The 22491-nt window shown below is 67.0% G+C and carries 23 protein-coding genes and 1 pseudogene; 16 read left to right on the top strand and 8 right to left on the bottom strand.

All coding sequences use genetic code 11. The annotated features are described in order from the left end of the window. From F3J20_RS30050 to F3J20_RS30035, 4 genes and pseudogenes are all read right to left on the bottom strand, one after another. Positions 1–182: pseudogene (locus tag F3J20_RS30050) on the bottom strand (acetyl-CoA carboxylase biotin carboxyl carrier protein); the annotation flags it as partial. Between the two features lie 76 nt (positions 183–258). Further along, the gene (aroQ, locus tag F3J20_RS30045; protein ID WP_167048780.1) at positions 259–714 is read right to left on the bottom strand and encodes a type II 3-dehydroquinate dehydratase; all 456 of its coding nucleotides are present in this window, start codon (positions 712–714) and stop codon (positions 259–261) included. Positions 715–922: 208 nt separating this feature from the next. Continuing rightward, positions 923–1483 (bottom strand): TlpA disulfide reductase family protein, encoded by a 561-nt coding sequence (locus tag F3J20_RS30040; protein WP_167285677.1) that lies wholly within the window; start codon positions 1481–1483, stop codon positions 923–925. Positions 1484–1505: 22 nt separating this feature from the next. Next, the gene (locus F3J20_RS30035) at positions 1506–2156 is read right to left on the bottom strand and encodes a UDP-N-acetylmuramate--alanine ligase (RefSeq protein WP_167048783.1); all 651 of its coding nucleotides are present in this window, start codon (positions 2154–2156) and stop codon (positions 1506–1508) included. Positions 2157–2324: 168 nt separating this feature from the next. On the opposite strand from F3J20_RS30035, the gene mpl reads away from it, so the two are divergent. The 16 genes from mpl (at position 2325) to pyrF (ending at position 20205) form a co-directional block, all read left to right on the top strand. Then, positions 2325–3719 carry a UDP-N-acetylmuramate:L-alanyl-gamma-D-glutamyl-meso-diaminopimelate ligase gene (gene mpl, locus F3J20_RS30030; protein ID WP_167285676.1) on the top strand — a complete coding sequence of 465 codons (1395 nt, stop codon included), beginning with the start codon at positions 2325–2327 and terminating at the stop codon, positions 3717–3719. After that, complete coding sequence (locus F3J20_RS30025; protein WP_167285675.1) at positions 3716–4342, top strand: YqiA/YcfP family alpha/beta fold hydrolase; 627 nt, start codon at positions 3716–3718, stop codon at positions 4340–4342. Before mpl ends, F3J20_RS30025 begins: the two co-directional genes overlap by 4 nt. Positions 4343–4474: 132 nt before the next feature. After that, the gene (locus tag F3J20_RS30020) at positions 4475–6607 is read left to right on the top strand and encodes an RNB domain-containing ribonuclease (RefSeq protein ID WP_167285674.1); all 2133 of its coding nucleotides are present in this window, start codon (positions 4475–4477) and stop codon (positions 6605–6607) included. Beyond that, positions 6604–7467: a shikimate dehydrogenase gene (aroE, locus tag F3J20_RS30015; RefSeq protein WP_167048791.1), complete on the top strand. Its 864-nt coding sequence runs from the start codon at positions 6604–6606 to the stop codon at positions 7465–7467. Before F3J20_RS30020 ends, aroE begins: the two co-directional genes overlap by 4 nt. 5 nt (positions 7468–7472) lie before the next feature. Then, positions 7473–8207, top strand: coding sequence for a monofunctional biosynthetic peptidoglycan transglycosylase (gene mtgA, locus F3J20_RS30010; RefSeq protein WP_167048793.1), 735 nt, complete (start codon positions 7473–7475; stop codon positions 8205–8207). A gap of 387 nt (positions 8208–8594) precedes the next feature. Continuing rightward, a complete protein-coding gene (locus F3J20_RS30005) occupies positions 8595–9581 on the top strand; it encodes an IclR family transcriptional regulator (protein WP_167285673.1) in 987 nt (328 codons plus the stop codon). After that, positions 9578–10705 carry a 2-dehydro-3-deoxygalactonokinase gene (locus tag F3J20_RS30000; protein ID WP_167285672.1) on the top strand — a complete coding sequence of 376 codons (1128 nt, stop codon included), beginning with the start codon at positions 9578–9580 and terminating at the stop codon, positions 10703–10705. Before F3J20_RS30005 ends, F3J20_RS30000 begins: the two co-directional genes overlap by 4 nt. A 48-nt stretch (positions 10706–10753) precedes the next feature. Next, the gene (locus F3J20_RS29995; RefSeq protein ID WP_167285671.1) at positions 10754–11434 is read left to right on the top strand and encodes a 2-dehydro-3-deoxy-6-phosphogalactonate aldolase; all 681 of its coding nucleotides are present in this window, start codon (positions 10754–10756) and stop codon (positions 11432–11434) included. Then, positions 11431–12225 (top strand): SDR family oxidoreductase, encoded by a 795-nt coding sequence (locus F3J20_RS29990; protein WP_167285670.1) that lies wholly within the window; start codon positions 11431–11433, stop codon positions 12223–12225. The genes F3J20_RS29995 and F3J20_RS29990 overlap by 4 nt, the downstream gene beginning before the upstream one ends. Before the next feature lie 122 nt (positions 12226–12347). Continuing rightward, the gene (locus F3J20_RS29985) at positions 12348–13346 is read left to right on the top strand and encodes an arabinose ABC transporter substrate-binding protein (protein WP_167048803.1); all 999 of its coding nucleotides are present in this window, start codon (positions 12348–12350) and stop codon (positions 13344–13346) included. Positions 13347–13443: 97 nt separating this feature from the next. Continuing rightward, on the top strand, positions 13444–15024 hold the full coding sequence (gene araG / locus F3J20_RS29980; RefSeq protein WP_167048805.1) for an L-arabinose ABC transporter ATP-binding protein AraG: 1581 nt from the start codon (positions 13444–13446) through the stop codon (positions 15022–15024). 53 nt (positions 15025–15077) lie between these two features. After that, entirely contained in the window at positions 15078–16094 is a 1017-nt protein-coding gene (gene araH, locus F3J20_RS29975; RefSeq protein WP_167285669.1) for an L-arabinose ABC transporter permease AraH, read from the top strand. A 41-nt stretch (positions 16095–16135) separates the two neighbouring features. After that, positions 16136–16936, top strand: coding sequence for an SDR family oxidoreductase (locus tag F3J20_RS29970; RefSeq protein ID WP_167285668.1), 801 nt, complete (start codon positions 16136–16138; stop codon positions 16934–16936). Further along, positions 16933–17862, top strand: coding sequence for an SMP-30/gluconolactonase/LRE family protein (locus F3J20_RS29965; protein WP_167285667.1), 930 nt, complete (start codon positions 16933–16935; stop codon positions 17860–17862). The genes F3J20_RS29970 and F3J20_RS29965 overlap by 4 nt, the downstream gene beginning before the upstream one ends. 357 nt (positions 17863–18219) lie before the next feature. Beyond that, the gene (locus tag F3J20_RS29960) at positions 18220–19281 is read left to right on the top strand and encodes an aldose 1-epimerase (protein WP_167285666.1); all 1062 of its coding nucleotides are present in this window, start codon (positions 18220–18222) and stop codon (positions 19279–19281) included. A 108-nt stretch (positions 19282–19389) separates the two neighbouring features. Beyond that, a complete protein-coding gene (gene pyrF, locus F3J20_RS29955) occupies positions 19390–20205 on the top strand; it encodes an orotidine-5'-phosphate decarboxylase (RefSeq protein WP_167048815.1) in 816 nt (271 codons plus the stop codon). A 132-nt stretch (positions 20206–20337) separates the two neighbouring features. Here the strand turns inward: pyrF and F3J20_RS29950 are convergent, their stop codons facing one another. From F3J20_RS29950 to F3J20_RS29935, 4 genes are all read right to left on the bottom strand, one after another. Continuing rightward, the gene (locus F3J20_RS29950; RefSeq protein ID WP_167048817.1) at positions 20338–20859 is read right to left on the bottom strand and encodes a cupin domain-containing protein; all 522 of its coding nucleotides are present in this window, start codon (positions 20857–20859) and stop codon (positions 20338–20340) included. A gap of 33 nt (positions 20860–20892) precedes the next feature. Beyond that, positions 20893–21393, bottom strand: a complete 501-nt coding sequence (locus F3J20_RS29945; RefSeq protein ID WP_167048819.1) for a CinA family protein — start codon at positions 21391–21393, stop codon at positions 20893–20895. Between the two features lie 75 nt (positions 21394–21468). Then, the gene (locus F3J20_RS29940) at positions 21469–22041 is read right to left on the bottom strand and encodes a phosphatidylglycerophosphatase A (RefSeq protein WP_205299415.1); all 573 of its coding nucleotides are present in this window, start codon (positions 22039–22041) and stop codon (positions 21469–21471) included. Next, positions 22031–22491, bottom strand: a 461-nt coding sequence (locus F3J20_RS29935; protein ID WP_240162960.1) for an AIR synthase-related protein, incomplete at its 5' end; no start/stop codon positions are given. The genes F3J20_RS29940 and F3J20_RS29935, both read right to left, overlap by 11 nt.

Genomic DNA, 22491 nt, shown 5'->3' with positions numbered 1-22491 from the left:
CCCGCCGCGGCCGGTGCCGGCGGCGCGAATTGCGGAGCCGCGTACGAGGCGGACGGTTGCACGTAAACCGGCGGCGCATTCTTGACGATGCGGACCTTGCCTTCGCCCTCGGTTACTTCGAGTTCGGAGATGCCGGACTCCGAGACGAGGTCGATCAGAGTTTTGAGTTTACGTAGATCCATCAGGTTGCCCCTTTCAATGCGTAGTGTGCCGGCCCGTGCAAGCGCAGTAGCCGGCTCAAATTGGACGTGTTTGGATTCAGCCGCGCGGCGAGCCGGCCGCGAGCCGGTCGAGCGCGAATTCGAGTGCGTACAGATACCCCTTCCAGCCAAAGCCGTAAATCACGCTTTCAGCCAGGTCGGAGAAATACGAGTGATGCCTGAACGGTTCGCGGCGATGCACGTTCGACAGATGAATCTCGACGAACGGGATGCCGACCCCCGCCAGTGCGTCCCGAATCGCCACGCTCGTGTGCGTGTACGCGGCGGGATTGATCAGGATGAAATCGGTTTTTTCCGCACGGGCCGACTGGATGCGGTCGACCAGCGCGCCTTCGTGATTGCTCTGGAACGACGCCAGCTCGACGCCTGCGTCGGCTGCGCGGTCTGCCAGCGCCTGATCGATCTGCGGCAGGGTCACGTGACCGTAGACCTCGGATTCCCGGGTGCCGAGAAGGGTGAGGTTAGGTCCGTGCAGTACCAGCAGTCGCGTCATGGTCGCTTCTTTTTCCGTGGAATTGCGCGCACTTTAGCGCTGATTAGAGAAACTTGTCTAGTTTCGCGCGCGTACGGAGCGCTTGCCGGCGCGGCGCGTCACCGCGCGGCGGACTCATCTTCACTCAAATCCACGGGATTCTCGCGCATTTTTACTCGTTCCGCGCGAAATCGGGTACTAAAAGGCGGCAGCAAAAGAAACCGGGAATTTACAGCGTATCGAGCGTCTGACGGAGCGCCTTGGGGTCGATCTGTCCCAATTTTGTCGAGCGGATGTTGCCTTTTGCGTCGATCACGACGGTAAACGGCAAGCCGCCCGCGTTGTTGCCGAAGGCGCGCGCGAGGTCGGCGCCGCCGAAACCGGTCACGTAGATCGGATAGGCCACCTTGACCTTCTGCAGGAACGCCTCGATGTTTTTTTCCGAGTCGACGCCCAAGCCGACGAACTGGATGCCTTTCTTCTGGTACTCGCGCTGAATTTGCGACAGCTCGGGCATTTCCTCGACGCACGGCCCGCACCACGAGGCCCAGAAGTTGACGACGACCGGGTGTCCCTTGAGCAGGCTCAGCGACTGCGGCTTGCCGTCGACGCTCGTGACCGGCGCGGCCCACAACTGCTCGACCGCGCTCCGAGTCGTGTCGGACTGCGCGCCGCCCTGCGCCGCGTACGCGGCGTCGGCATCGCGATTGAACCAGTGATTGGCCAGCACTCCGCCGCCCGCGGCGACCAGCGCGACCACCGCGCTTGCCAGAATCCGTCTCGTGTTCATTGTCGCTCTGCTTTGTTTCAGTTCAGTTGGTGAAGGAGGTGATTGCGCCGTCGTCGAGCAGCGCCTGCACCGCCTGCAGATTGGCCCGTGCCGTGCGGCCGCGCGCATCGGCGCGCACCGCGCCGCGCAGATCGTCGGTTTCGTACAGCGCGACGTGGATGCCGACCGGCTCCGCGTCGCGCTCGTCCGGGGGGCGCCAGAGGAAGCTCAGCGTTTCGACGTAGCCGCGGCCCGCGAAATGCCGCGTTTCCGACACGTCGTACTGGACGTTCGCGTTCAGCAGATGAATCGCGACTTCCTTCGGGTTGTCGCAGAACACTTGCAGATGCACGTCCGAATGTTCGCCGGCCGTGCCGCCGAGCACCGCGCCGGTCAGATACGGATTGAACGGCGCGAGCCGCTCCATCCAGTCGACCGCGATCACGCGCAGCCGCCGCAGCAGCGCCGGCTGACTGTCGCCCTGAAACAGCGATTGATACTCGCGGATTTCCGCTTCGATCTGATCGTTGTCCGGCAGCCATTCGCCGGCAACACGACTCTCGCCGACGACCTGCCGGGCCGCTTTGCGCTTCGCGGTGGCGTAGTCCAGACCGTCTTCGGCAATCATGCGGGCAGCCGCGATGGCGATTTCCTCGCGCACGCGCTGCGGATCGAAATGTGATTTGCGGACCATCCGTCCATGATACTAGATCGAGGTTGGCGACGCGGTTCGGCGGGGTGCGGCGAACCGGCTGCGCGAGCCGCGTCGGTTACAATAGGCGTCCTTTGCAGACGGTCGTTCCGGCCGTCCTGCGGCACTCCCATCCCTCGCAAAAAAACGCCCGCGCGGCACGACAGGCTTATGCACATCCACATCCTCGGCATCTGCGGCACCTTCATGGGCGGTCTCGCGGTGCTCGCGCGCAACGCAGGCCACACGGTGACCGGCTGCGACGCCGGCGTCTATCCGCCGATGAGCACGCAGCTCGAGGCGCAAGGCATCGGTCTGATCGAGGGTTACGACGCGGACCAGCTGAACGGCCTGAACGCGGACCTGTTCGTGATCGGCAACGTGGTCTCGCGCGGCAATCCGCTGATGGAAGCGATTCTCGACCGTGGCCTGCCGTACGTGTCCGGTCCGCAATGGCTCGGCGAGCACGTGCTGAACGGCAAGTGGGTGCTGGCGGTGGCCGGCACCCACGGCAAGACCACCACGAGTTCGATGCTGACCTGGCTGCTCGAAGACGCGGGCCTGAACCCCGGTTTCCTGATCGGCGGCGTGCCGCTCAATTTCGGCGTGTCGGCGCGGCTCACCGATTCGAGCTTCTTCGTGATAGAAGCCGACGAATACGACACCGCGTTCTTCGACAAACGCTCGAAGTTCGTCCATTACCGCCCCAAAACGGCGGTGCTGAACAATCTCGAATTCGATCACGCCGACATCTTCCCCGATCTCGCCGCGATCGAAACGCAGTTCCATCATCTGATCCGCACGGTGCCGGGCCTCGGGCGCGTCGTCACGAACGGCCGCGAGGACGCGCTCGAACGCGTGCTCACGCGCGGCTGCTGGAGCGAGGTCGAGCGCTTCGGCGTGCAGGGCGGCTGGGACATGCAGCCGGCCGAACAGGGCGTGCCCGTCGACGAGCGCTTCGCCGTCTATCACAACGGCGAGCGCGTCGGCGTGGTCGACTGGCAGGTGCAGGGCGAGCACAACCGCATGAACGCGCTGGCCGCGATCGCCGCCGCGCGCCACGTCGGTGTGCCGCCCGCGCAGGCCGCGAAGTCGCTGTCGGGCTTTCGCAACGTGAAGCGCCGCATGGAAGTGCGCGGCAGCGTCGACGGCGTGACCGTGTACGACGACTTCGCGCACCACCCGACCGCGATCGAGACGACGGTGGCCGGCTTGCGCGCGCGCGTCGGCCGCGACAACACGCGGATTCTCGCGGTGCTCGAACCGCGCTCGAACACGATGAAGCTCGGCGTCATGAAAGCGCAACTGCCGGCGAGTCTCGCCGACGCCGACCTCGTGTTCGGCTACGGCGCGCCGGCCGGCCGCGACGCGCTCGGCTGGAATCTCGGCGAAGCGCTCGCGCCGCTTGGCGGCAAGGCGCAGGCATTCGCCGATCTCGACGCGCTCGTCAAAGCGGTGGTTCACGCCGCGCGCCCCGGCGACCAGGTGCTCGTGATGAGCAACGGCGGCTTCGGCGGCGTGCATCAGAAGCTGCTCGACGGCCTTGCCGCGCGAGGCGCGGCGTGATTCTCTATCTGCACGGTTTCCGTTCGTCGCCGAATTCGTTCAAGGCGCGCGTCATGGCGGCGCGGCTTGCCGAGCTGGGCCGCAGCGACGAATGGTGCTGTCCGATGCTGCCGGTGTCGCCGCTGGAAACGGTCGCGCTTGCCGAGTCGCTGGTGGCCGAGGCCCGCGCGACGGGCGCGATGGCATCCGCCGCGAAGCCGGTGACGGTGATCGGCAGCTCGCTCGGCGGCTATTTCGCCACGCACCTCGCCGAAAAGCACGGCTGGCCGGCCGTGCTGCTGAACCCGGCGGTCGTGCCGCAGCGCGATCTGAGCGCCTATCTCGGCGAGCAGCCGTTGTGGCACGGCGGCGGCAGCATCGTCGTCGAGCCGCATCATCTGGATGAGTTGCGTGCGCTCGGCATCACGTCGATCACGCGGCCCGAACGCTATTATTTGATGGCCGCCACCGGCGACGAGGTGCTCGACTACCGCGAAATGCTCGCGCACTATCCGGGCGCGCGCACAAAGCTGATCGAAGGCAGCGACCACGCGATCAGCGAGTTCGCGCAATACGTCGACGACGTGCTGGCGTTTTGCGACGCCAGCCACGTCGAGCCGCCGGCGCCGCGTGAGGCGGCCTGAATTGACCCCGCGGGCGCGCGTATCGCGCCGCGGACCACTACCACGAACACGTTGCCGTGCCGCGCACGCAGTGACCGATCGCAGAACGGGATCGGGCGCGCCGGCAGATGCAAGTCAGAACGAGAGTATTGAGTGAACGTTTTCTTCGAGGAATCGGGCAGTTTCAAGGCCGGCAGCGTGCTGTCGCGCCAGGGCGATGCGTTTCAGGTCGAGTTGCCGGGCGGGCGGCGCGCGAAGGTGCGCGCGAAGGACGTGCTGATCGAATTCGAGAAGCCGGCCGCGGCCGAATTGATGCAGCAGGCCGACGCGCTTGCGCAGGAGATTGATCTCGATTTCCTGTGGGAATGCGCGCCTGAGGACGAATTCCCGTTCGCGACGCTCGGCGCCGAGTATTTCGGCGAGAGCTTCGGCGCGGCCGAACGCGCGGCGCTCGTGCTGCGCATGCATGGCTCGCCGGTGTATTTCCGCCGCAAGGGCCGCGGCATGTATCAGCGCGCGCCGCAGGAGCAGTTGAAGATGGCGCTCGCGGGTCTCGAACGCAAGCGCCAGCAGGCGCTCGTGCAGGCACAGTACGAAGACGAGCTGAAGGAAGGCCGTCTGCCGGAAGCGTTTACCGGCAACAAGGCGCTTGCGCTGCTCACTAAGCCCGACAAGAACACGATCGAATACAAGGCGCTCGAAGGCGCCGCGGCCGCGCGCGGCATTTCGCAGGCGCGCCTGTTGCTCGAATGCGGCGCGATCGCTTCGCCGCGTGCGCTGCACGAAGCGAAATTCCTCTCCGAGTTTTTCCCGCACGGCACCGGTTTCCCGGCGGTCGCCGCCGCGAACGTGCCCGACGATCTGCCGCAGGCCGACGTCGAAGCGTTCTCGATCGACGACATCACGACCACCGAAATCGACGACGCGTTCTCGGTCGAGCATCTGGCCGACGGCCGCGTGCGCATCGGCGTGCACATCGCCGCGCCGGCGCTCGGCATCCAGCGCGGCGACGAGGTCGACGCGATCGCGCGCGCGCGGCTCTCCACCGTCTATATGCCCGGCGACAAGATCACGATGCTGCCCGACAGCGTGGTCGAAACTTTTACGCTCGGCGAGGGCGACTATCGGCCGGCGCTGTCGCTGTATGTGATCGTCAATCGCGAGACGCAGGAGATCGTCGCGAGCGAAACGCGCGCCGAGCGCGTGTTCGTGAAGAACAACCTGCGCCACAACACGCTCGACGAAGTCGTCACCGAAGAGGCACTGGCCGAAGGCGCGGGCGAGTATCCGCATAAGGACGACATCGCGGTGCTGTGGCCGTTCGCCCAGGCGCTGTTCGAAAAGCGCCAGGCCGCGCGCGCCGGCTATGGCTTGCGCCGCGAAGTGCAGCGCAATACCGATTTCAATTTCTACGTCGACGGCGAGCATGTCACGATCACGCCGCGCCGGCGCGGCTCGCCGCTCGACACGATCGTCGCCGAACTGGCGATTCTCGCGAACTCGTCGTGGGGCGCGTTCCTGCACGATCACGGCGTGCCGGGCATCTATCGCACGCAGCGCGCGTTCGGCGCGCCGAGCGGCCCGAAGCGCACGCGCATGCAGACCAACGCCGCGCCGCACGAAGGGCTCGGCGTCACGCAGTACGCGTGGAGCACCTCGCCGCTGCGCCGCTACGTCGACCTCGTGAACCAGTGGCAACTGATCGCCTGCGTACAGCACGGCGTGACCGCGAAGCTGGCCGCGCCGTTCAAGCCGAAGGACGCCGATCTGTTCGCGGTCGTGCAGGGCTTCGACGACACCTACACCGCGTACGCCGATTACCAGCGCCGCATGGAGTACTTCTGGTGTCTGCGCTGGCTCAAGCAGGAGAACCGCAAACAGGTGGTGGCGTCGGTCGTGAAGGGCGACCTCGTGCGTCTCGAAGAAATTCCGCTGCTGCTGCACGTGCCGGGCCTTGGCGTGCATGCGCGCGGCACGCGTTTGCAGATGGAAGTCATGTCGATCGACGAGTTGACGATCGAAGCGTCGGTGCGTCTATTGCACGTGCTCGATGCGCCGACCGTGACGAGCGGCGCGGAAGCCGACGAAGCGGACGAGGGCGAGGAAGAACTGCTCGACGCCGCCGACGATAGCGCCGCAAGCGAAGCCGAAGCGGGGCTCCCGGACGACAACCCCAACGGCGAGTCCGCGTCGGCCGAGGCAAACGGCGACGAGAACAACAATGGAAGCGACGGCGCAGCCAACCCCACGGACGCCGAACAACACCTCACGGAGCCGGGACGATGAGCGGCAATCAGACGCGCGACCGCTACGCGGTCATCGGCAACCCTATCGGCCATAGCAAGTCGCCGTTCATCCACGGACGCTTCGCGGCGCAAACCGGCGAGCCGATCGACTACGGTCCTCTGCTCGCCCCGGTCGATGCGTTCGTGCCGCACGTGCGCGCGTTCATCGAGGCGGGCGGGCGCGGTCTGAACGTGACCGTGCCGTTCAAGCTCGACGCGCATGCGTTCGCGACCACGCTATCGCCGCGCGCGGCGGCGTCCGGCGCCGTGAACACGCTGCGCGTCGACGCGGATGGCATCTACGGCGACAACACCGACGGCTTCGGCCTCGTGCGCGACATCGAGGTCAATCTCGGCGTGCCGCTGAAGGGCGCGCGCATCCTGCTGCTCGGCGCGGGCGGCGCGGCGCGCGGCGTCGTGCTGCCGATGCTCGACCGCGCGCCGCACACGCTGACGATCGTCAATCGCACGGCGGAAAAGGCCGAGGCGCTGGTCGAGCAGTTCGCGCAGGCCGCGCGCGACGCGCACTGCAATCTGGCGGGCGGCAGCGCGCGCGCGATCGAAGCGGGCCAGTACGACGTGATCGTCAACGCGACGGCGGGCAGCCTCGACGCGTCGCTGCCCGAGTGCGACGAGCGCGCGTTCGGCAACGGCACGCTCGCCTACGACATGATGTACGGCGCGCATCCGACGGTCTTCATGGAGCACGCGGCGAAGCTCGGCGCGCGCGGCGCGGACGGTCTCGGCATGCTGGTCGAGCAGGCCGCCGAATCGTTTTACGTGTGGCGCGGCGTGCGTCCGGACGGCGCGCCGGTGCTCGCCGAATTGCGCGCGCTGCTGACGGCGTCGTCTCCCGCCTGAGCGCGATGACGGCGACGCGGCGCGTGAGCGGTTCGCGGGGCCAGTCCGGCCTGCTGCGCTGGCTCGCCTGGCTGATCGCCGTGTTTGCGATCGCCTGGCTCGCGACGCAGGCGTTCTACTTTGCGCAGATCGCGGTCTGGAACGTCGTCGATCCGCGTTCGACGGCCTTCATGCGCTCGGACGCGTGGCGTCTGTCGCAGGATCGGCCGGACCTCTCGGTGCAGCGCAGCTGGGTGCCGTACGAGCAGATTTCGCGCAATCTGAAGCGCGCGATCATCGCCTCCGAAGACGCGAACTTCGTCAACAACAACGGCTACGAAACCGACGCAATCCTGCAGGCGTGGGAGCGCAACAAGGCGAAGGGCCGCATCGTGCGCGGCGGCTCGACGATCACGCAGCAGCTCGCGCGCAACCTGTTTCTGTCGCGCGAGAAGAGTTACATCCGCAAGGGGCAGGAGCTCATCATCACGTGGATGCTCGAAACGCTGATGGACAAGCAGCGCATCTTCGAGATCTATCTGAATTCGGTCGAATGGGGCAACGGTGTGTATGGCGCCGAGGCCGCCGCGCAGTACTACTACAAGACCTCGGCGAGCAAGCTCACGGCCGCGCAGTCGGCGCGGCTCGCCGTGATGCTGCCGAATCCCCGATATTTCGACGAGCACCGCAATTCCGCCTATCTCGCGCAGCGCTCGCGCGTGATCGCGCGACGCATGGGCTCCGCCGAATTGCCCGAGTGAATCGCCGCGCGCCACTCGTGCGCGAGCGCCCCAAACCCTGTTTTCCCGCAGTCTGAAGCCCGCCGCGCGCGGGCTTTTTTGCGCCTGAAACCCACGCGTGCCAGGCATCGCTAAACACTTGATTGGCAACTAAAATCTCATTATTTGGACTCAACATTCACATATTGGTGATTCCAGAAAGTCGCCCTACAATCCAGTTCAACATGCACCGCGATCCGGAACGCTCAGCGCTCCGGCCACGCCGGTAGCAACAGCAAAAAACTGGAGACGAGGCTCACCATGCAAAGACCGCATCCTTGCGGCATCGCAGGCATTCCTGCCACGCGCATTCCCGTCCTGTTCTCCAGTCCCGCGCGTTAAGCGCAACACCATCGAAAGCGAATCGCCATGAACAAAGCGATGCCTACTCACGCCGTCAACGTGTCCGAGGACGATCCCGCCGCGAGCGCCACGCCGAGCAAGGCCGACGCGGTCGGCGTTGCCGCCACCGCCAGCGTTGCCGCGAAAGCGTCGCGTCCCGTCGCGCGGCCGGGCACCGTCGACGGACTCGGGCTGCCCGTCACGCTGCTGGAGATCACGCCGCAGCAGGCCGGCACGCAGACGCTCCTGCGCGGGCTCGCGATTCTCGAAGCGGCCGCCGCCGGCGTGCGCGATCTGCGCAGCTTCGGCGCCGCGCTCGGCACGACGCGCAGCACCACGCACCGGCTCGTCAGCAGTCTCGTGCAGGCGCGCTATCTGCGGCAGGTGCAGGGCGGCTATCTGCTCGGGCCGAAGCTGATCGAGCTCGGCACGATCGCGCTCGAACAGATGCCGCTGACCGCCGTCGCGCGTCCGCATCTGGAATCGCTCGCCGAGCAGACGCTCGACACGATCCACCTCGGCGTGCGCGACGGCGACGACGTGCTGTACATCGACAAGATTCCCGGCACGCGCGGCCTCGAAATGCGCTCGCGCGTCGGCCATCGCATGCCGCTCGCGTCGACCGGCATCGGCAAGGCGATGATGCTCGACCTTGGCCCCGACGCGTGGCAGTCGCTGTTCGACGCGTCGCGCCGCGCGCTCGCGGGCGTCAGCTTCAAGCCCGACAACCGCCCCGACGCGCCGACCTTCCTGCAACGCATGACCCACTACGCGGCCGGCGGCTACACCTTCGATCTCGAAGAAAACGAAGCGGCGATCCGCTGCGTCGCGGCGCCGGTGCGCGACGCGTCGGGGGCGATCGTCGCGGCGCTGTCGGTGGCGAGCACGATTCCGTACATGCCGCTCGAACGCATGGACGAACTGATTTCGGTCGTGCAGCGCGAGGCGCGCGCGATCTCGGAAGAACTCGGTTGGCGCGCTCCGCAACCGGCAACCCGCAGGATCAAGCGATGACACGAGCGGGCACCGCCACCGTGGCGAACCACGAACGCGCCGTCGATAGCGGCATCGATAGCGGCGCCGACGCCATCGACTTCGCGCGCGCCGCGCTGATCGCGCTCGACTGGGGCACGACGTCGCTGCGTGCCTATCTGTACGACGCGCAGGGCCGCGTGCTGGCGACGCGCGCATCGACGGCCGGCATCATGAATCTGCCGCGCAGCGCGGCCGAAGGCGGCTTCGACGCCGCCTTCGACGATGCCTGCGGCGCTTGGCTCGCGCGTGCGAGCCAAGCGCCGGTGATCGCGGCGGGCATGGTCGGCAGCGCGCAAGGTTGGCTCGAAGCGCCGTACGTCGATACGCCCGCCAACGCCGACGCGCTCGTGGCCGGCATCGTCCGCGTGAAGGCGGCCAATGGCGCGACGCTGCATATCGTGCCGGGCGTGTTGCAGCGCGGCGATCTGCCCAACGTGATGCGCGGCGAGGAGACGCAGATTGTCGGCGCGCTCAGCGAAGACGCGGGCGCCGCGAACGACGCGGCCGGCGATGCGGCTAACACCGTGGCCAACACCGCGGCCAACCCCGCTCGCTCGCTGATCGGCCTGCCCGGCACGCACGCCAAGTGGGCGGTCGTGCAGGCGGGACGCATCGAGCACTTCCATACGTTCATGACGGGCGAGGTATTCGCCGCGCTGCGCGAGCACACGATCCTCGGCCGCACGATGGTGACGCCCGACCGTCCGGATACCGAAGCATTCCTGCGCGGCGTGAGCATCGCGCGCGAAAACGGCCAGGCCGGCCTGCTCGCGACCGTGTTCAGTACGCGCACGCTCGGCCTCACCGCTCAGTTGCCGAGCGAAGCGCAGCCCGACTATCTCTCGGGCCTGCTGATCGGGCACGAGCTGGCCGGCCTCGACGCGGTGCTCGCGCAGCAGCAGGATTCGCTCGCGCGCCAGAGTCTGCGGCTGATCGGCAACGAGGCGCTGTGCGAGCGCTATCGCCTCGCGCTCGCGCAATTCGGCTGTCAGCGGGCGCAACTGGTCAAACATGCAACCGAGCGCGGCCTGTGGCGCGTCGCGAGCGAGGCGGGGCTCGTCGATCCGTCCGCCTGCGCTTCAAGTGTATCGAGCGCAGGCTAACGGGACGACCGACCGGCGACGCGACCGCACATTCAACAAGGAACCGACATGCAACCCCACATCAACCTGCCCGCGCCGTACATGCCGCACGCGGGACTGATCGCCGCGTTCGAAGCCTGTCCGCTGATCGCGATCCTGCGCGGCGTGACGCCCGCCGATGCGGCCGATCACGGCCAGGCGCTCTACGAAGCCGGTTTTCGCATCGTCGAAGTGCCGCTCAATTCGCCGCAGCCGTTCGACAGCATCGCCGCGATCCGCAAGGCGCTGCCGGCCGATGCGATCGTCGGCGCGGGCACGGTGCTGCATCCGGTATTCGTCGACGAAGTCAAAAAGGCCGGCGGCGAACTCATCGTGATGCCGCATAGCGACCCTGAGGTCATCCTCGCCGCGAAGGCGCGGGGCCTCGCGTGCGCGCCCGGCGTCGCGACGCCGACCGAGGCGTTCATCGCGCTGAAAAACGGCGCGGACGTGCTGAAGATGTTCCCCGCCGAGCAGCTCGGCAGCCATGTCGTGAAGGCCTGGCGCGCGGTGATCGCGGCGCAGGTGCCGCTCGTGCCGGTCGGCGGCATCACGCCGGACAACATGGAGCCGTTCCTGAGCGCCGGCGCGAATGGCTTCGGGCTCGGCTCGGCGCTCTACAAGCCGGGCCAGAGCGCGGCCGTGACCGCCGCGCATGCGAAGGCCTACCTCAACGGCTTGCGGAGCGCCCGCGCGGGCGCGAAGAAATGAACCGGCTCGCCGGCAAGGCTGCTCTCGTGACCGGCGCCGGACGCGGCATCGGCGCGGCGATCGCGCTCGCGTTCGCGCGCGAGGGCGCGGCGGTCGTGCTGGCCGAACTCGATCTCGACGCGGCGCAGCGCACGGCCGCGCGGATCGAAGCCGAGGTTGGCAGCAGCAGCGGCATCGGCGCACGCGTGCTCGCGGTGCAGACCGACGTGACGCAGGCGGCCTCGGTGCAGCATGCGGTGAGCGAAGGCGAACGCGCTTTCGGCGCGCTCGACGTGCTCGTCAACAACGCGGGCATCAACGTGTTCTGCGATCCGCTGACGATGACCGACGCCGACTGGCGGCGCTGCTTCGCGGTCGATCTCGACGGCGTCTGGAACGGCTGCCGCGCGGTGCTGCCGGGCATGGTCGAGCGCGGCGCGGGCAGCATCGTGAATATCGCCTCGACGCACGCGTTCAAGATCATTCCGGGCTGCTTTCCGTACCCGGTCGCGAAGCACGGCGTGATCGGCCTTACGCGCGCGCTCGGCATCGAGTACGCACCGCGCAACGTGCGCGTGAACGCGATCGCGCCCGGCTACATCGAGACGCAATTGACGCACGACTGGTGGAACGGGCAGCCCGATCCGGCGGCGGCGAAACAGGCGACGCTCGACCTGCAGCCGATGAAGCGCATCGGCCGCCCGGAAGAAGTGGCGATGACCGCGGTGTTCCTCGCCTCGGACGAGGCACCGTTCATCAACGCGAGCTGCATCACCGTCGATGGCGGGCGCTCGGCGCTATATCACGACTGAAACCGTCTCGCCGCAACGGGACGGACCGAACCCGGACGACGCGCTGGCCGCGTGTGTCAGACCGGTACAAGAAGACGCGGCCGATTACCTTCTCGTTATCAATTAGTCAGGAGACACGCATCATGAAACGTAGAATTTTCCTCACGCTGGCAGCGGCGGCGGCGGGTGTGCTCTTCAACGCACCGGTCGTGCAGGCCGCTGATCAGGTCAAGATCGGCTTCCTCGTGAAGCAGCCGGAAGAGCCCTGGTTCCAGGACGAATGGAAGTTCGCCGAGATCGCCGCCAAGGAGAAGGGCTTCACGCTCGTGAAGATCGGCGCGCCGTCGGGCGAGAAGGTGATGAGCGCGATCGACAACCTCGCCGCGCAGAAGGCGCAGGGCTTCGTGATCTGCACGCCCGACGTCAAGCTCGGGCCGGGCATCGTCGCGAAGGCGAAGGCCGACGGCCTGAAGATGATGACGGTCGACGACCGTCTCGTCGACGGCGCGGGCAAGCCGATCGAGTCGGTGCCGCATATGGGCATCTCGGCGTACAACATCGGCAAGCAGGTCGGCGACGGCATCGCCGCCGAAATCAAGAAGCGCGGCTGGGACATGAAGGACGTCGGCGCGATCGACGTGACCTACGAGCAGCTGCCGACCGCGCATGACCGCACCACCGGCGCGACCGACGCGCTGGTCGCCGCGGGCTTTCCGAAAGCGAACGTGATCGCCGCGCCGCAGGCGAAGACCGACACCGAAAACGCCTTCAACGCCGCCAACATCGCGCTCACGAAAAACCCGCAGTTCAAGCACTGGGTCGCTTATGCGTTGAACGACGAAGGCGTGCTGGGCGCGGTGCGCGCCGCGGAAGGCCGCGGCTTCAAGGCCGACAACATGATCGGCATCGGCATCGGTGGCTCGGACTCGGCGTTGAACGAGTTCAAGAAGCCGCAGCCGACCGGCTTCTACGGTACGGTCATCATCAGCCCGAAGCGCCACGGCGAAGAAACCTCGACGCTGATGTACGACTGGATCACGCAGGGCAAGGAACCGCCGAAGCTCACGCTGACGACCGGCATGCTGGCGACGCGCGACAACGTCGGCGAAGTGCGCGAGAAGATGGGCCTCGCGGCGAAGTAAGCGTGGTGCTTGCTGTGAGATGAAGTACGCCGCCGGCGCGCCGCTTTTCCTGCCATCGGGCAGGGCGGCGTGCCGGCGGCTGGACATAGGAGGCGAAGTGTCAGCGACGCTACGTTTTGACAATATCGGCAAGGTTTTTCCAGGCGTGCGCGCGCTCGACGGTGTGTCCTTCGACGTTCACGCGGGCCAGGTTCATGGCCTGATGGGCGAAAACGGCGCGGGCAAATCGACGCTGCTGAAGATACTCGGTGGCGAGTATCAGCCCGATTCGGGCCGCGTGATGATCGACGGCAACGAGGTGCGCTTCGCGAGCGCGGCGGCCTCGATCGGCGCCGGCATCGCGGTGATTCACCAGGAACTGCAATACGTCCCCGACCTCACGGTCGCGGAAAATCTGCTGCTCGGCGCGCTGCCGAACTCGCTCGGCTGGGTCAACAAGCGCGAGGCGAAGCGCTTCGTGCGCGAACGCCTCGAAGCGATGGGCGTCGCACTCGACCCGAATGCGAAGCTGCGCAAGCTGTCGATCGCGCAGCGGCAGATGGTCGAAATCTGCAAGGCGCTGCTGCGCAACGCGCGCGTGATCGCGCTCGACGAGCCGACCAGCTCGCTCTCGCACCGCGAGACCGAAGTGCTGTTCAAGCTCGTGCGCGATCTGCGCGCCGACAACCGCGCGATGATCTACATCTCGCACCGCATGGACGAGATCTACGAGCTGTGCGACGCCTGCACGATCTTCCGCGACGGCCGCAAGGTCGCCTCGCATCCGACGCTCGAAGGCGTGTCGCGCGACACGATCGTGAGCGAGATGGTCGGGCGGGAAATTTCGGATATCTACAGCTATTCGGCGCGGCCGCTCGGCGAGGTGCGCTTCGCGGCGAAGGCGATCGAAGGCCATCCGCTCGCGCAGCCGGCCAGCTTCGAGGTGCGGCGCGGCGAGATCGTCGGCTTCTTCGGACTCGTGGGCGCGGGGCGCAGCGAACTCATGCACCTCGTGTACGGCGCCGAGCACAGGAAGGGCGGCGAACTGCTGCTCGACGGCAAGCCGATCAAGGTGCGCAGCGCAGGCGAAGCGATCCGGCACGGCATCGTGCTGTGTCCGGAAGACCGCAAGGAAGAGGGCATCGTCGCGATGGCGACGGTCGCGGAGAACATCAACATCAGTTGCCGCCGCCACTATCTGCGCGCGGGCATGTTTCTCGACCGCAAGAAGGAAGCGGAAACCGCGGACCGTTTCATCAAGCTGCTCAAGATCAAGACGCCGAGCCGCCGCCAGAAGATCCGTTTCCTGTCGGGCGGCAACCAGCAGAAGGCGATTCTGTCGCGCTGGCTCGCCGAACCCGATCTGAAGGTCGTGATTCTCGACGAACCGACGCGCGGCATCGACGTCGGCGCGAAGCACGAAATCTACAACGTGATCTATCAGCTCGCGGAGCGCGGCTGCGCGATCGTGATGATTTCGTCGGAATTGCCGGAAGTGCTCGGCGTCTCGGACCGGATCGTCGTGATGCGCCAGGGCCGCATTTCCGGCGAGCTTGCGCGCAAGGATGCGACCGAGCAGTCGGTGCTGAGCCTCGCGCTGCCGCAAAGCTCGACCGCGCTGCCTGATGACATAAACGCGAACGCGAGCACGAACGCAAACGCAAGCGCCGCCAACCAGGGCGGGTCGCGCGCGGCCTGAACCTTATCTGGACGCAAGTCCACAACCCGTGAGGAACGGGAGGAGTATCGAACATGCAAGCCAGAGAAAACTTCGCGCAGCAGGCCGCCAAGAGCGCGGCCGATGCGCTGATTCCACAGCCCGGCGACAAGGCGAAGTGGTGGCAGCAGATCACCGAGTACAGCCTGATCGTGATCTTCGTCGTGATGTTCATCACGATGTCGCTGACCGTCGATCACTTCTTCTCGATCGAGAACATGCTCGGCCTCGCGCTGTCGATCTCGCAGATCGGCATGGTCGCCTGCACGATGATGTTCTGTCTCGCGTCGCGCGACTTCGACCTGTCGGTCGGCTCGACCGTCGCGTTCGCCGGCGTGTTGTGCGCGATGGTGCTCAACGCGACCAACAGCACGTTTATCGCGATCGTCGCGGCGGTCGCGGCCGGCGCGGTGATCGGCTTCGTCAACGGCGCGGTGATCGCCTATCTGCGCATCAACGCGCTGATCACGACGCTCGCGACGATGGAAATCGTGCGCGGCCTCGGCTTCATCGTCTCGCATGGCCAGGCGGTCGGGGTGTCGTCGGATACGTTCATCGCGCTTGGTGGCCTGACGTTCTTCGGTGTGTCGCTGCCGATCTGGGTCACGCTGCTCTGCTTTATCGTGTTCGGCGTGATGCTGAACCAGACCGTGTACGGCCGCAACACGCTCGCGATCGGCGGCAATCCGGAAGCGTCGCGGCTCGCCGGTATCAACGTCGAGCGCACGCGCGTCTACATCTTCCTGATCCAGGGCGCGGTGACCGCGCTGGCCGGCGTGATCCTCGCGTCGCGTATCACCTCGGGGCAGCCGAACGCGGCCGAAGGCTTCGAGCTGAACGTGATCTCGGCGTGCGTGCTCGGCGGCGTGTCGCTGCTCGGCGGCCGCGCGACGATCTCCGGTGTCGTGATCGGCGTGCTCATCATGGGCACGGTCGAGAACGTGATGAACCTGCTCAATATCGATGCGTTCTATCAGTACCTCGTGCGCGGCGCGATCCTGCTCGCGGCCGTGCTGCTCGACCAGTTGAAGAATCGCGGCGCGCGCGACTGATTCGCTTTCACCTCATCTCACGCTCATAAAGGAACCGAACGATGTCGTCTCCGGCCAATGCAAACGCGAGCCTCGCGGATACCGCCTACGCGCGCTATCCGAGTCTCGCCGATCGCACGGTATTGATTACGGGCGGCGCGACCGGCATTGGCGCATCGTTCGTCGAGCACTTCGCGGCGCAGGGCGCGCGCGTCGCATTCTTCGACATCGATGCGAGCGCGGGCGAAGCGCTTGCCGATCGGCTCGGCGATTCGCAGCACAAGCCGCTGTTTCTCGCCTGCGACCTGACCGACGTCGACGCGCTGCAAACAGCGATCGCCGACGTGAAGGCCGTTTTGGGCCCGATCCAGGTGCTCGTCAACAACGCGGCGAACGACCGGCGTCACCAGATCGGCGAGGTGACGCGCGAGTCGTTCGACGCGGGCATCGCCGTGAATATCCGCCATCAGTTCTTCGCGGCGCAGGCCGTGATGGAGGACATGAAGGCCGCGCGGAGCGGCTCGATCATCAACCTCGGCTCGATCAGCTGGATGCTGAAGAACGGCGGCTATCCGGTGTACGTGATGTCGAAGTCGGCGGTGCAGGGTTTGACGCGCGGCCTCGCGCGCGACCTCGGCTACTTCAATATCCGCGTCAATACGCTGGTGCCGGGCTGGGTGATGACGGACCGGCAGAAGCGCCTCTGGCTCGACGACGAGGGCCGCCGGCAGATCAAGGAAGGCCAGTGCCTCGACGCCGAGCTGATGCCGGCCGACCTCGCGCGCATGGCGCTGTTTCTCGCCGCCGACGACAGCCGCATGATGACCGCGCAGGACGTCGTCGTCGATGGAGGCTGGGCATGAGCGCCGCACCGGATGTGCAACGCGCCACGCTGCTGCTCGACGCGAAGTGCGAGCTGGGCGAAGGCGCCACCTGGTGCGCGCAAAGCGGCCGCCTCTACTGGACCGACATCGAAGGCGCGCAACTGTGGCGCTACGATCCGGCCACCGGCCGTAGCGAGTCGTTCGGGATGCCCGAGCGACTCGCGACGTTCGCGCTGTGCGCGAATCCGCGCTACGTGCTGGTCGGTCTCGCGTCGCATCTCGCGTTTTTCGATCTGGAAAGCGGCACGACGCAGCGTATCGTCGATGTCGAAGCGGACCTGAACACGCGCCTGAACGATGGCCGCTGCGACCGGCAAGGACGCTTCGTGTTCGGCACCAAGGACGAGAGCGGCACGCTGCAGCGAGTGGCCGGCTTTTACCGGCTCAATCGCGATCTGTCGCTCGAACGCCTGCCGTTGCCCGCGCCGGCGATCTCGAACAGCATCGCGTTCAGCCCCGACGGCGCGACGATGTATTACTGCGATTCGCCGACGCGTGAGATTCGCGCGTGCGACTATCGCGCGGACGGCAGCATCGCCAACGATCGCGTGTTCACGCGCCTGACCGACGCGCACGGCTTGCCCGACGGTTCGAGCGTGGATAGCGAGGGCGGCTTGTGGAACGCGCAGTGGGGCGGCGCGCGCGTGGTGCGCTACGGTCCCGACGGCGTGGAAACCGAGCGCGTCGAGGTGCCGGCCACGCAGCCCACCTGCGTCGCGCTCGGCGGTTCGGCGTTGGGTCAGGCAGGCGGCAAGGCCGCGCTCGACACGCTGTACATCACGAGTGCGTATGCCGAGCTCGATGCGGCGGCGCGCGCGGCCGATGCGTTCGCGGGCGGCGTATTCGTCGCGACGCTGGCGCGGCTCGGCGTGCCCGAGCCGCTGTTTCAGGGTTCGCCGGCATAGCGCGCAACGATGCGGTGCCGGCCGCGCGCCGGCGCCGTGCCCGTGAAGGCGGAGTCGCCAGCGGAAGTCGACGTCGCGGTGCCGGTGCGGTGCGTGGGTTCGGCGCGTAGTTCGGAACGTAGCGAGCCTGCCGCGTCGCCGTGGCGAACCGCGATCGGAATCAGACCAGGCAGTAGCGGCAATAAATCGGCAATAAATCGGCAATGAAGCAGCAATAAAGCAGTAATAAAGCAGCAAGCAGCAACAAATCGGCAGCATGTAGTTCGTTCGGACCCGAGGCGACCCAGTCATAAAAAATCGCCCGCAGCATCCGTCAGCCCTGACGGCAATGTCCCACGCCTCTCGATGGAGCCAGATATGACTGTTGCGAATCTCGTTTCAGCCTCATCCCCTACCTCGCAGACCCGGCGCTCGCGCCTCGCCGCGGCGGCCAATCCCGTGCTGGCGGGGCCGAGCACGTCGGCGGTGGCGGTCGGCGAAGGCAGCGCCGGCGATATCGCCTGCGTCACGCTCGCCAACGCGCATTTGCGGCTCGACGTTGCGCCGACGCTCGGCGGCGGCGTGACCCGCTTCGACTGGCGCGACGACGGCGCGCTCACGCCGATCTTCCGCCGTTGCCGGCATGTCGGCGCCGACACGCAGCCGAACCAGCTGGCCTGCTATCCGCTGCTGCCGTACTCGAACCGGATCGGCGGCGGCCATTTCAGCGTGGCGGGGCGGCGCGTCGACGTGCCGCGCAACCGCGCCGACGAGCCGCTGCCGATTCACGGCGACGGCTGGCTCTGTGCCTGGCAGGTGCTCGACGCGGACCGCGAACACGTGCGTCTCGCGCTCGACCGCAGCGACGGCAAGCCCTATGCGTTCCGCGCGACGCAAACCTATACGCTCGACGGCCCGACGCTCGTCGTCGAACTCGAAATCGAAAACGCCGGGCGCGAGGCGCTGCCGTTCGGGCTCGGCGTGCATCCATTCTTCGTGCGCGACGCGGACACCGAACTGTCGGCGGCGGCCGGCGGCCTGTGGCTGTCGGGCGACGACTGGCTGCCGGTGCGGCACGTGCCGGCGCCGCCCGCGTGGCAGTTTGGCGTTGCATATCCGCTGCCGGAGACGATCGTCAATCATGCGTTCACGGGCTGGAGCGGCCAGGCGGCCGTGGTGTGGCCGAAGCGCCGGCTGTCGCTGAACATCGCCGCCGACACCGACTACTACGTGCTGTACACGCCGCCCGGCGAAGACTTCTTCTGCTTCGAGCCGGTCGATCACCCGATCAACGCGATGAATCTCGCCGGCGGCGCGAGCGAACACGGCATGACGCTGCTCAAGCGCGGCGAGCGCCTGACGCGCCTGTTCCGCTTTACGGTCGAGCGCACGGGCCTGCGCTCGATGCCGGGCGGGCGCCGGGCGCGACGTCGGCAATAAGGGGCGGCGGTTACGCCGCGACCGGGCACGGGCGCTATCGCGGGCGTCACACAATCCGCAGGTAAAATACGCGCCTCTTCCGATTACCGGCTCGCCGCGAGACCCACCATGTCCCATTTCATCCAGACACTCAACGACGCCTGGCGGCGCACCAACTCGCTGCTGTGCGTCGGCCTCGATCCCGAGCCCGGCAAATTTCCGGGCGCGCTCGCGGGCCGGTCCGATGCGATCTTCGAGTTCTGCCGCACGATCGTCGATGCGACCGCGCCGTACGCGTCGTCGTTCAAGCCGCAGATCGCCTACTTCGCCGCGCATCGCGCGGAAGACCAGCTCGAACAGCTGATCGCCCATATCCACGCGAATCATCCGGGCTTGCCGGTGATTCTCGACGCGAAGCGCGGCGACATCGGCAGCACCGCCGAGCAATACGCGCGCGAGGCGTTCGAGCGCTACCGGGCCGACGCGGTGACGGTCAATCCGTACATGGGTTTCGATTCGCTCGAGCCGTATCTCGAACACGAGGGCAAGGGCGTGATCGTGCTGTGCCGGACCTCGAACGCGGGCGGTTCCGACCTGCAATTCCTCGAAACGGGCGGCCGTCCGCTGTATCAGGTCGTCGCGCACCTGGCGGCGGACAAGTGGAATGCGAGCGGCCAGCTCGCGCTCGTGGTCGGCGCGACGTTCCCGAAGGAAATCGAGGTGGTGCGCGGGATTGTCGGCGAGATGCCGCTGCTGATTCCGGGCATCGGCGCGCAGGGCGGCGACGTGCAGGCGACCGTCACTGCCGGGCGGACCGCGAACGGCACGGGGATGCTCATCAATTCGTCGCGCGCGATCATCTACGCGGGCAAGGGCGAAGACTTCGGCGAGGCTGCGGCGCAGGCCGCGAAGACAACGCGGGACCGGATCAACGCGTTCCGCTAAGGCGCGAGGGGCAGTTTGGGCTGGGCGCGAGGGACGGAAGCGTGGGCCAGAAGCGCGGCCCACAATCTTGGGCCAGAAGGGCGGCCCAGATGTATAGGCCGGAAGCCGCAAGGGCTGCTTCCTGAAAAACCGTCAGGCCGCCGGCGCGAGCCGCCCGATCAATGCCGCATGTTGCGGATGCCGCGCCTTCAGTGCCTCGGCGTCCGCGAGTTCGAACTCGCTGAATTCGAAGCCCGGCGCGACCGTGCAGCCGGCGAGCGCGAACGTCGCCGGGTCGGCGCACTCGGCCGCGAACCACAAGCCGGCCGGCACCACTGCCTGAAACACGGTGCCGGGATGCGTGAGCGGATTGCCGAGCCGATGCGTGACGAGCCCGCCGTGGCCGTCGAGCACGTGGACGTTCAGCGGCGCGCCGGCGTAGAAATGCCAGATTTCGTCGGAGCGGATGCGGTGCCACGCCGAATGCGCGCCGTCGCACAGCAGGTAGTAGATCGCGGTCGAGGCCGAGCGCGTGCCGCCTCGCTCGGCCGGCTCGCCGTCGCGCAACACACGAGCGGCCGAGCGGTAGGTTTCCGAGAAAAATCCGCCTTCAGGATGCGGCTTCAGATCGAAGCGGCGGATCAGTTCGTTCGTCACCGCCCGCGAATTGCTCATATCTCGCCCGTCAGTTCGCCGTTGGCGCGAGGCTCAGTGCTCGCGCTCGTCGAGCAGCGCGAGCACGCCGCGCAACGCGTGGGCCGCGGCCTGCACGCGAACCTGCTCGCGATCGCCCTTGAAAATTTTCGTTTCGACCGAGGTATGCAGCCGGTTGCTCCAGCCGAACGAGACCATGCCGACCGGCTTGGTCTCGGTGCCGCCGCCGGGCCCCGCGACGCCGGTAATCGACAGAGACACCTGTGCGCGGCTGTTGCGCAGCGCGCCCTCGGCCATCGCGCGCGCGACCGGTTCGCTGACCGCGCCGTGCTTGTCGATCAGTTCGGCCGGCACGCCGATCATTTCGCTTTTCGCCTGGTTCGAATAGGTGACGAAGCCGCGCTCGAACCAGCCGCTGCTGCCGGAAATGTCGGTAATCGCGGTCGCGACCATGCCGCCGGTGCAGGATTCGGCGGTGACGAGCATCAGGCGCTCGTCGCGTAGACGATTGCTCACGCGGATCGCAAGCTGATGAACGACGGAATCGGTAGGCATGGCGTCAATCCGGAAAACGGCGCCGGCGGTGAGGCGCGGCAAGGGGCGATGGCCGGGCGGCGGTCGGACCGAAGTTCAAACCGACATGCGCCACAGCGCGATCACGAGCAACGTAAAAAATGCGGCGATCAGGTCGTCGAACATGATGCCAAAGCCACCTTTCAGACGGCGGTCGAAATAGCCGATGGGCGGCGGCTTCACCATGTCGAAGAAACGGAAGATGACGAATGCCCACACCTGGCCGGTCACGGTGGCCGGCGTGACCATCAGCAGCACGAGCCAGAACGCGACGATTTCGTCCCACACGATGGCCGACGGGTCTTCGACGCCGAGCCGCCTCGCCGTGAAGCCGCACACCGCGATGCCGCCGACGAAGCCCGCGACGATCAGCACGCCCCATTCGATGACGGTCAGATAGCGGCTCAGGACGACGAACGAGGCCCACGCGAACAGCGTGCCGACCGTGCCCGGCGCGACCGGCGAGAGGCCGCTGCCGAAACCGAGCGACAGGATATGCAGCGGATGCGACAGCATGAAGCGCGCGGTGGCGCGGCGCGGTTGCGGCCTCGGCGTGCGCGGTTCCGGCACCCGCGGCTGCGGGCTGCCGGAGAGGTCGTCGGCGGGGCCGAGCGGGTGGTCATTCTGCATGAAAGTGATCGAAACCTTGCAACGTCAGAGTGAGCGGCGCGCCGGCCGCATTGCGCCACGCGATGGCCGGGCGGTCGGTGGTTGCGTCGAGAGCGCTTATTGTACCGATGCGGGTGACCGGCACGGCGGCCTTCTGCGCGGCGGCTTCGACCGCCGCGCGCGCGGTGGCGGGCGCGGTGAAGCAGAGCTCGTAGTCGTCGCCGCCCGCGAGCGTGCAGCGCCGCTGGATCTCGGGAGCGAGACGGCGCAGCGCGTCGGAGCGCGGCACCGCGTCGACGTCGACGCTCGCGCGCATCGACGAGCGTTCGAGAATGTGCATGAGATCGCCCGCGAGGCCGTCCGACAGGTCCAGCGCCGCATGCGCGATGCCGCGCAGTGCGAGGCCGAGCGCGACGCGCGGCTCGGGGCGCTCGAGGGCGTGGCGAAATGTCGCGGCGTCGCTGGCATGGG

This window comes from Paraburkholderia sp. Cy-641 (genome assembly GCF_011752945.1).
GTDB lineage: Bacteria > Pseudomonadota > Gammaproteobacteria > Burkholderiales > Burkholderiaceae > Paraburkholderia.
This window is presented reverse-complemented; position numbering and strand designations above follow the sequence as displayed.

Bases quoted from the DNA above. Each gene is read 5' to 3' on its own strand.
- pyrF (WP_167048815.1), top strand. From the start codon at position 19,390: ATGTCCCATTTCATCCAGACACTCAACGACGCCTGGCGGCGCACCAAC.
- aroQ (WP_167048780.1), bottom strand. From the start codon at position 714: ATGACGCGACTGCTGGTACTGCACGGACCTAACCTCACCCTTCTCGGC.
- F3J20_RS29965 (WP_167285667.1), top strand. From the start codon at position 16,933: ATGAGCGCCGCACCGGATGTGCAACGCGCCACGCTGCTGCTCGACGCG.
- F3J20_RS29960 (WP_167285666.1), top strand. From the start codon at position 18,220: ATGACTGTTGCGAATCTCGTTTCAGCCTCATCCCCTACCTCGCAGACC.
- F3J20_RS29985 (WP_167048803.1), top strand. From the start codon at position 12,348: ATGAAACGTAGAATTTTCCTCACGCTGGCAGCGGCGGCGGCGGGTGTG.
- F3J20_RS30035 (WP_167048783.1), bottom strand. From the start codon at position 2,156: ATGGTCCGCAAATCACATTTCGATCCGCAGCGCGTGCGCGAGGAAATC.
- F3J20_RS30000 (WP_167285672.1), top strand. From the start codon at position 9,578: ATGACACGAGCGGGCACCGCCACCGTGGCGAACCACGAACGCGCCGTC.
- F3J20_RS29945 (WP_167048819.1), bottom strand. From the start codon at position 21,393: ATGCCTACCGATTCCGTCGTTCATCAGCTTGCGATCCGCGTGAGCAAT.
- araH (WP_167285669.1), top strand. From the start codon at position 15,078: ATGCAAGCCAGAGAAAACTTCGCGCAGCAGGCCGCCAAGAGCGCGGCC.
- F3J20_RS29970 (WP_167285668.1), top strand. From the start codon at position 16,136: ATGTCGTCTCCGGCCAATGCAAACGCGAGCCTCGCGGATACCGCCTAC.
- mtgA (WP_167048793.1), top strand. From the start codon at position 7,473: ATGACGGCGACGCGGCGCGTGAGCGGTTCGCGGGGCCAGTCCGGCCTG.
- F3J20_RS29940 (WP_205299415.1), bottom strand. From the start codon at position 22,041: ATGCAGAATGACCACCCGCTCGGCCCCGCCGACGACCTCTCCGGCAGC.
- aroE (WP_167048791.1), top strand. From the start codon at position 6,604: ATGAGCGGCAATCAGACGCGCGACCGCTACGCGGTCATCGGCAACCCT.
- F3J20_RS29990 (WP_167285670.1), top strand. From the start codon at position 11,431: ATGAACCGGCTCGCCGGCAAGGCTGCTCTCGTGACCGGCGCCGGACGC.
- mpl (WP_167285676.1), top strand. From the start codon at position 2,325: ATGCACATCCACATCCTCGGCATCTGCGGCACCTTCATGGGCGGTCTC.
- F3J20_RS29950 (WP_167048817.1), bottom strand. From the start codon at position 20,859: ATGAGCAATTCGCGGGCGGTGACGAACGAACTGATCCGCCGCTTCGAT.
- F3J20_RS30005 (WP_167285673.1), top strand. From the start codon at position 8,595: ATGAACAAAGCGATGCCTACTCACGCCGTCAACGTGTCCGAGGACGAT.
- F3J20_RS29995 (WP_167285671.1), top strand. From the start codon at position 10,754: ATGCAACCCCACATCAACCTGCCCGCGCCGTACATGCCGCACGCGGGA.
- F3J20_RS30040 (WP_167285677.1), bottom strand. From the start codon at position 1,483: ATGAACACGAGACGGATTCTGGCAAGCGCGGTGGTCGCGCTGGTCGCC.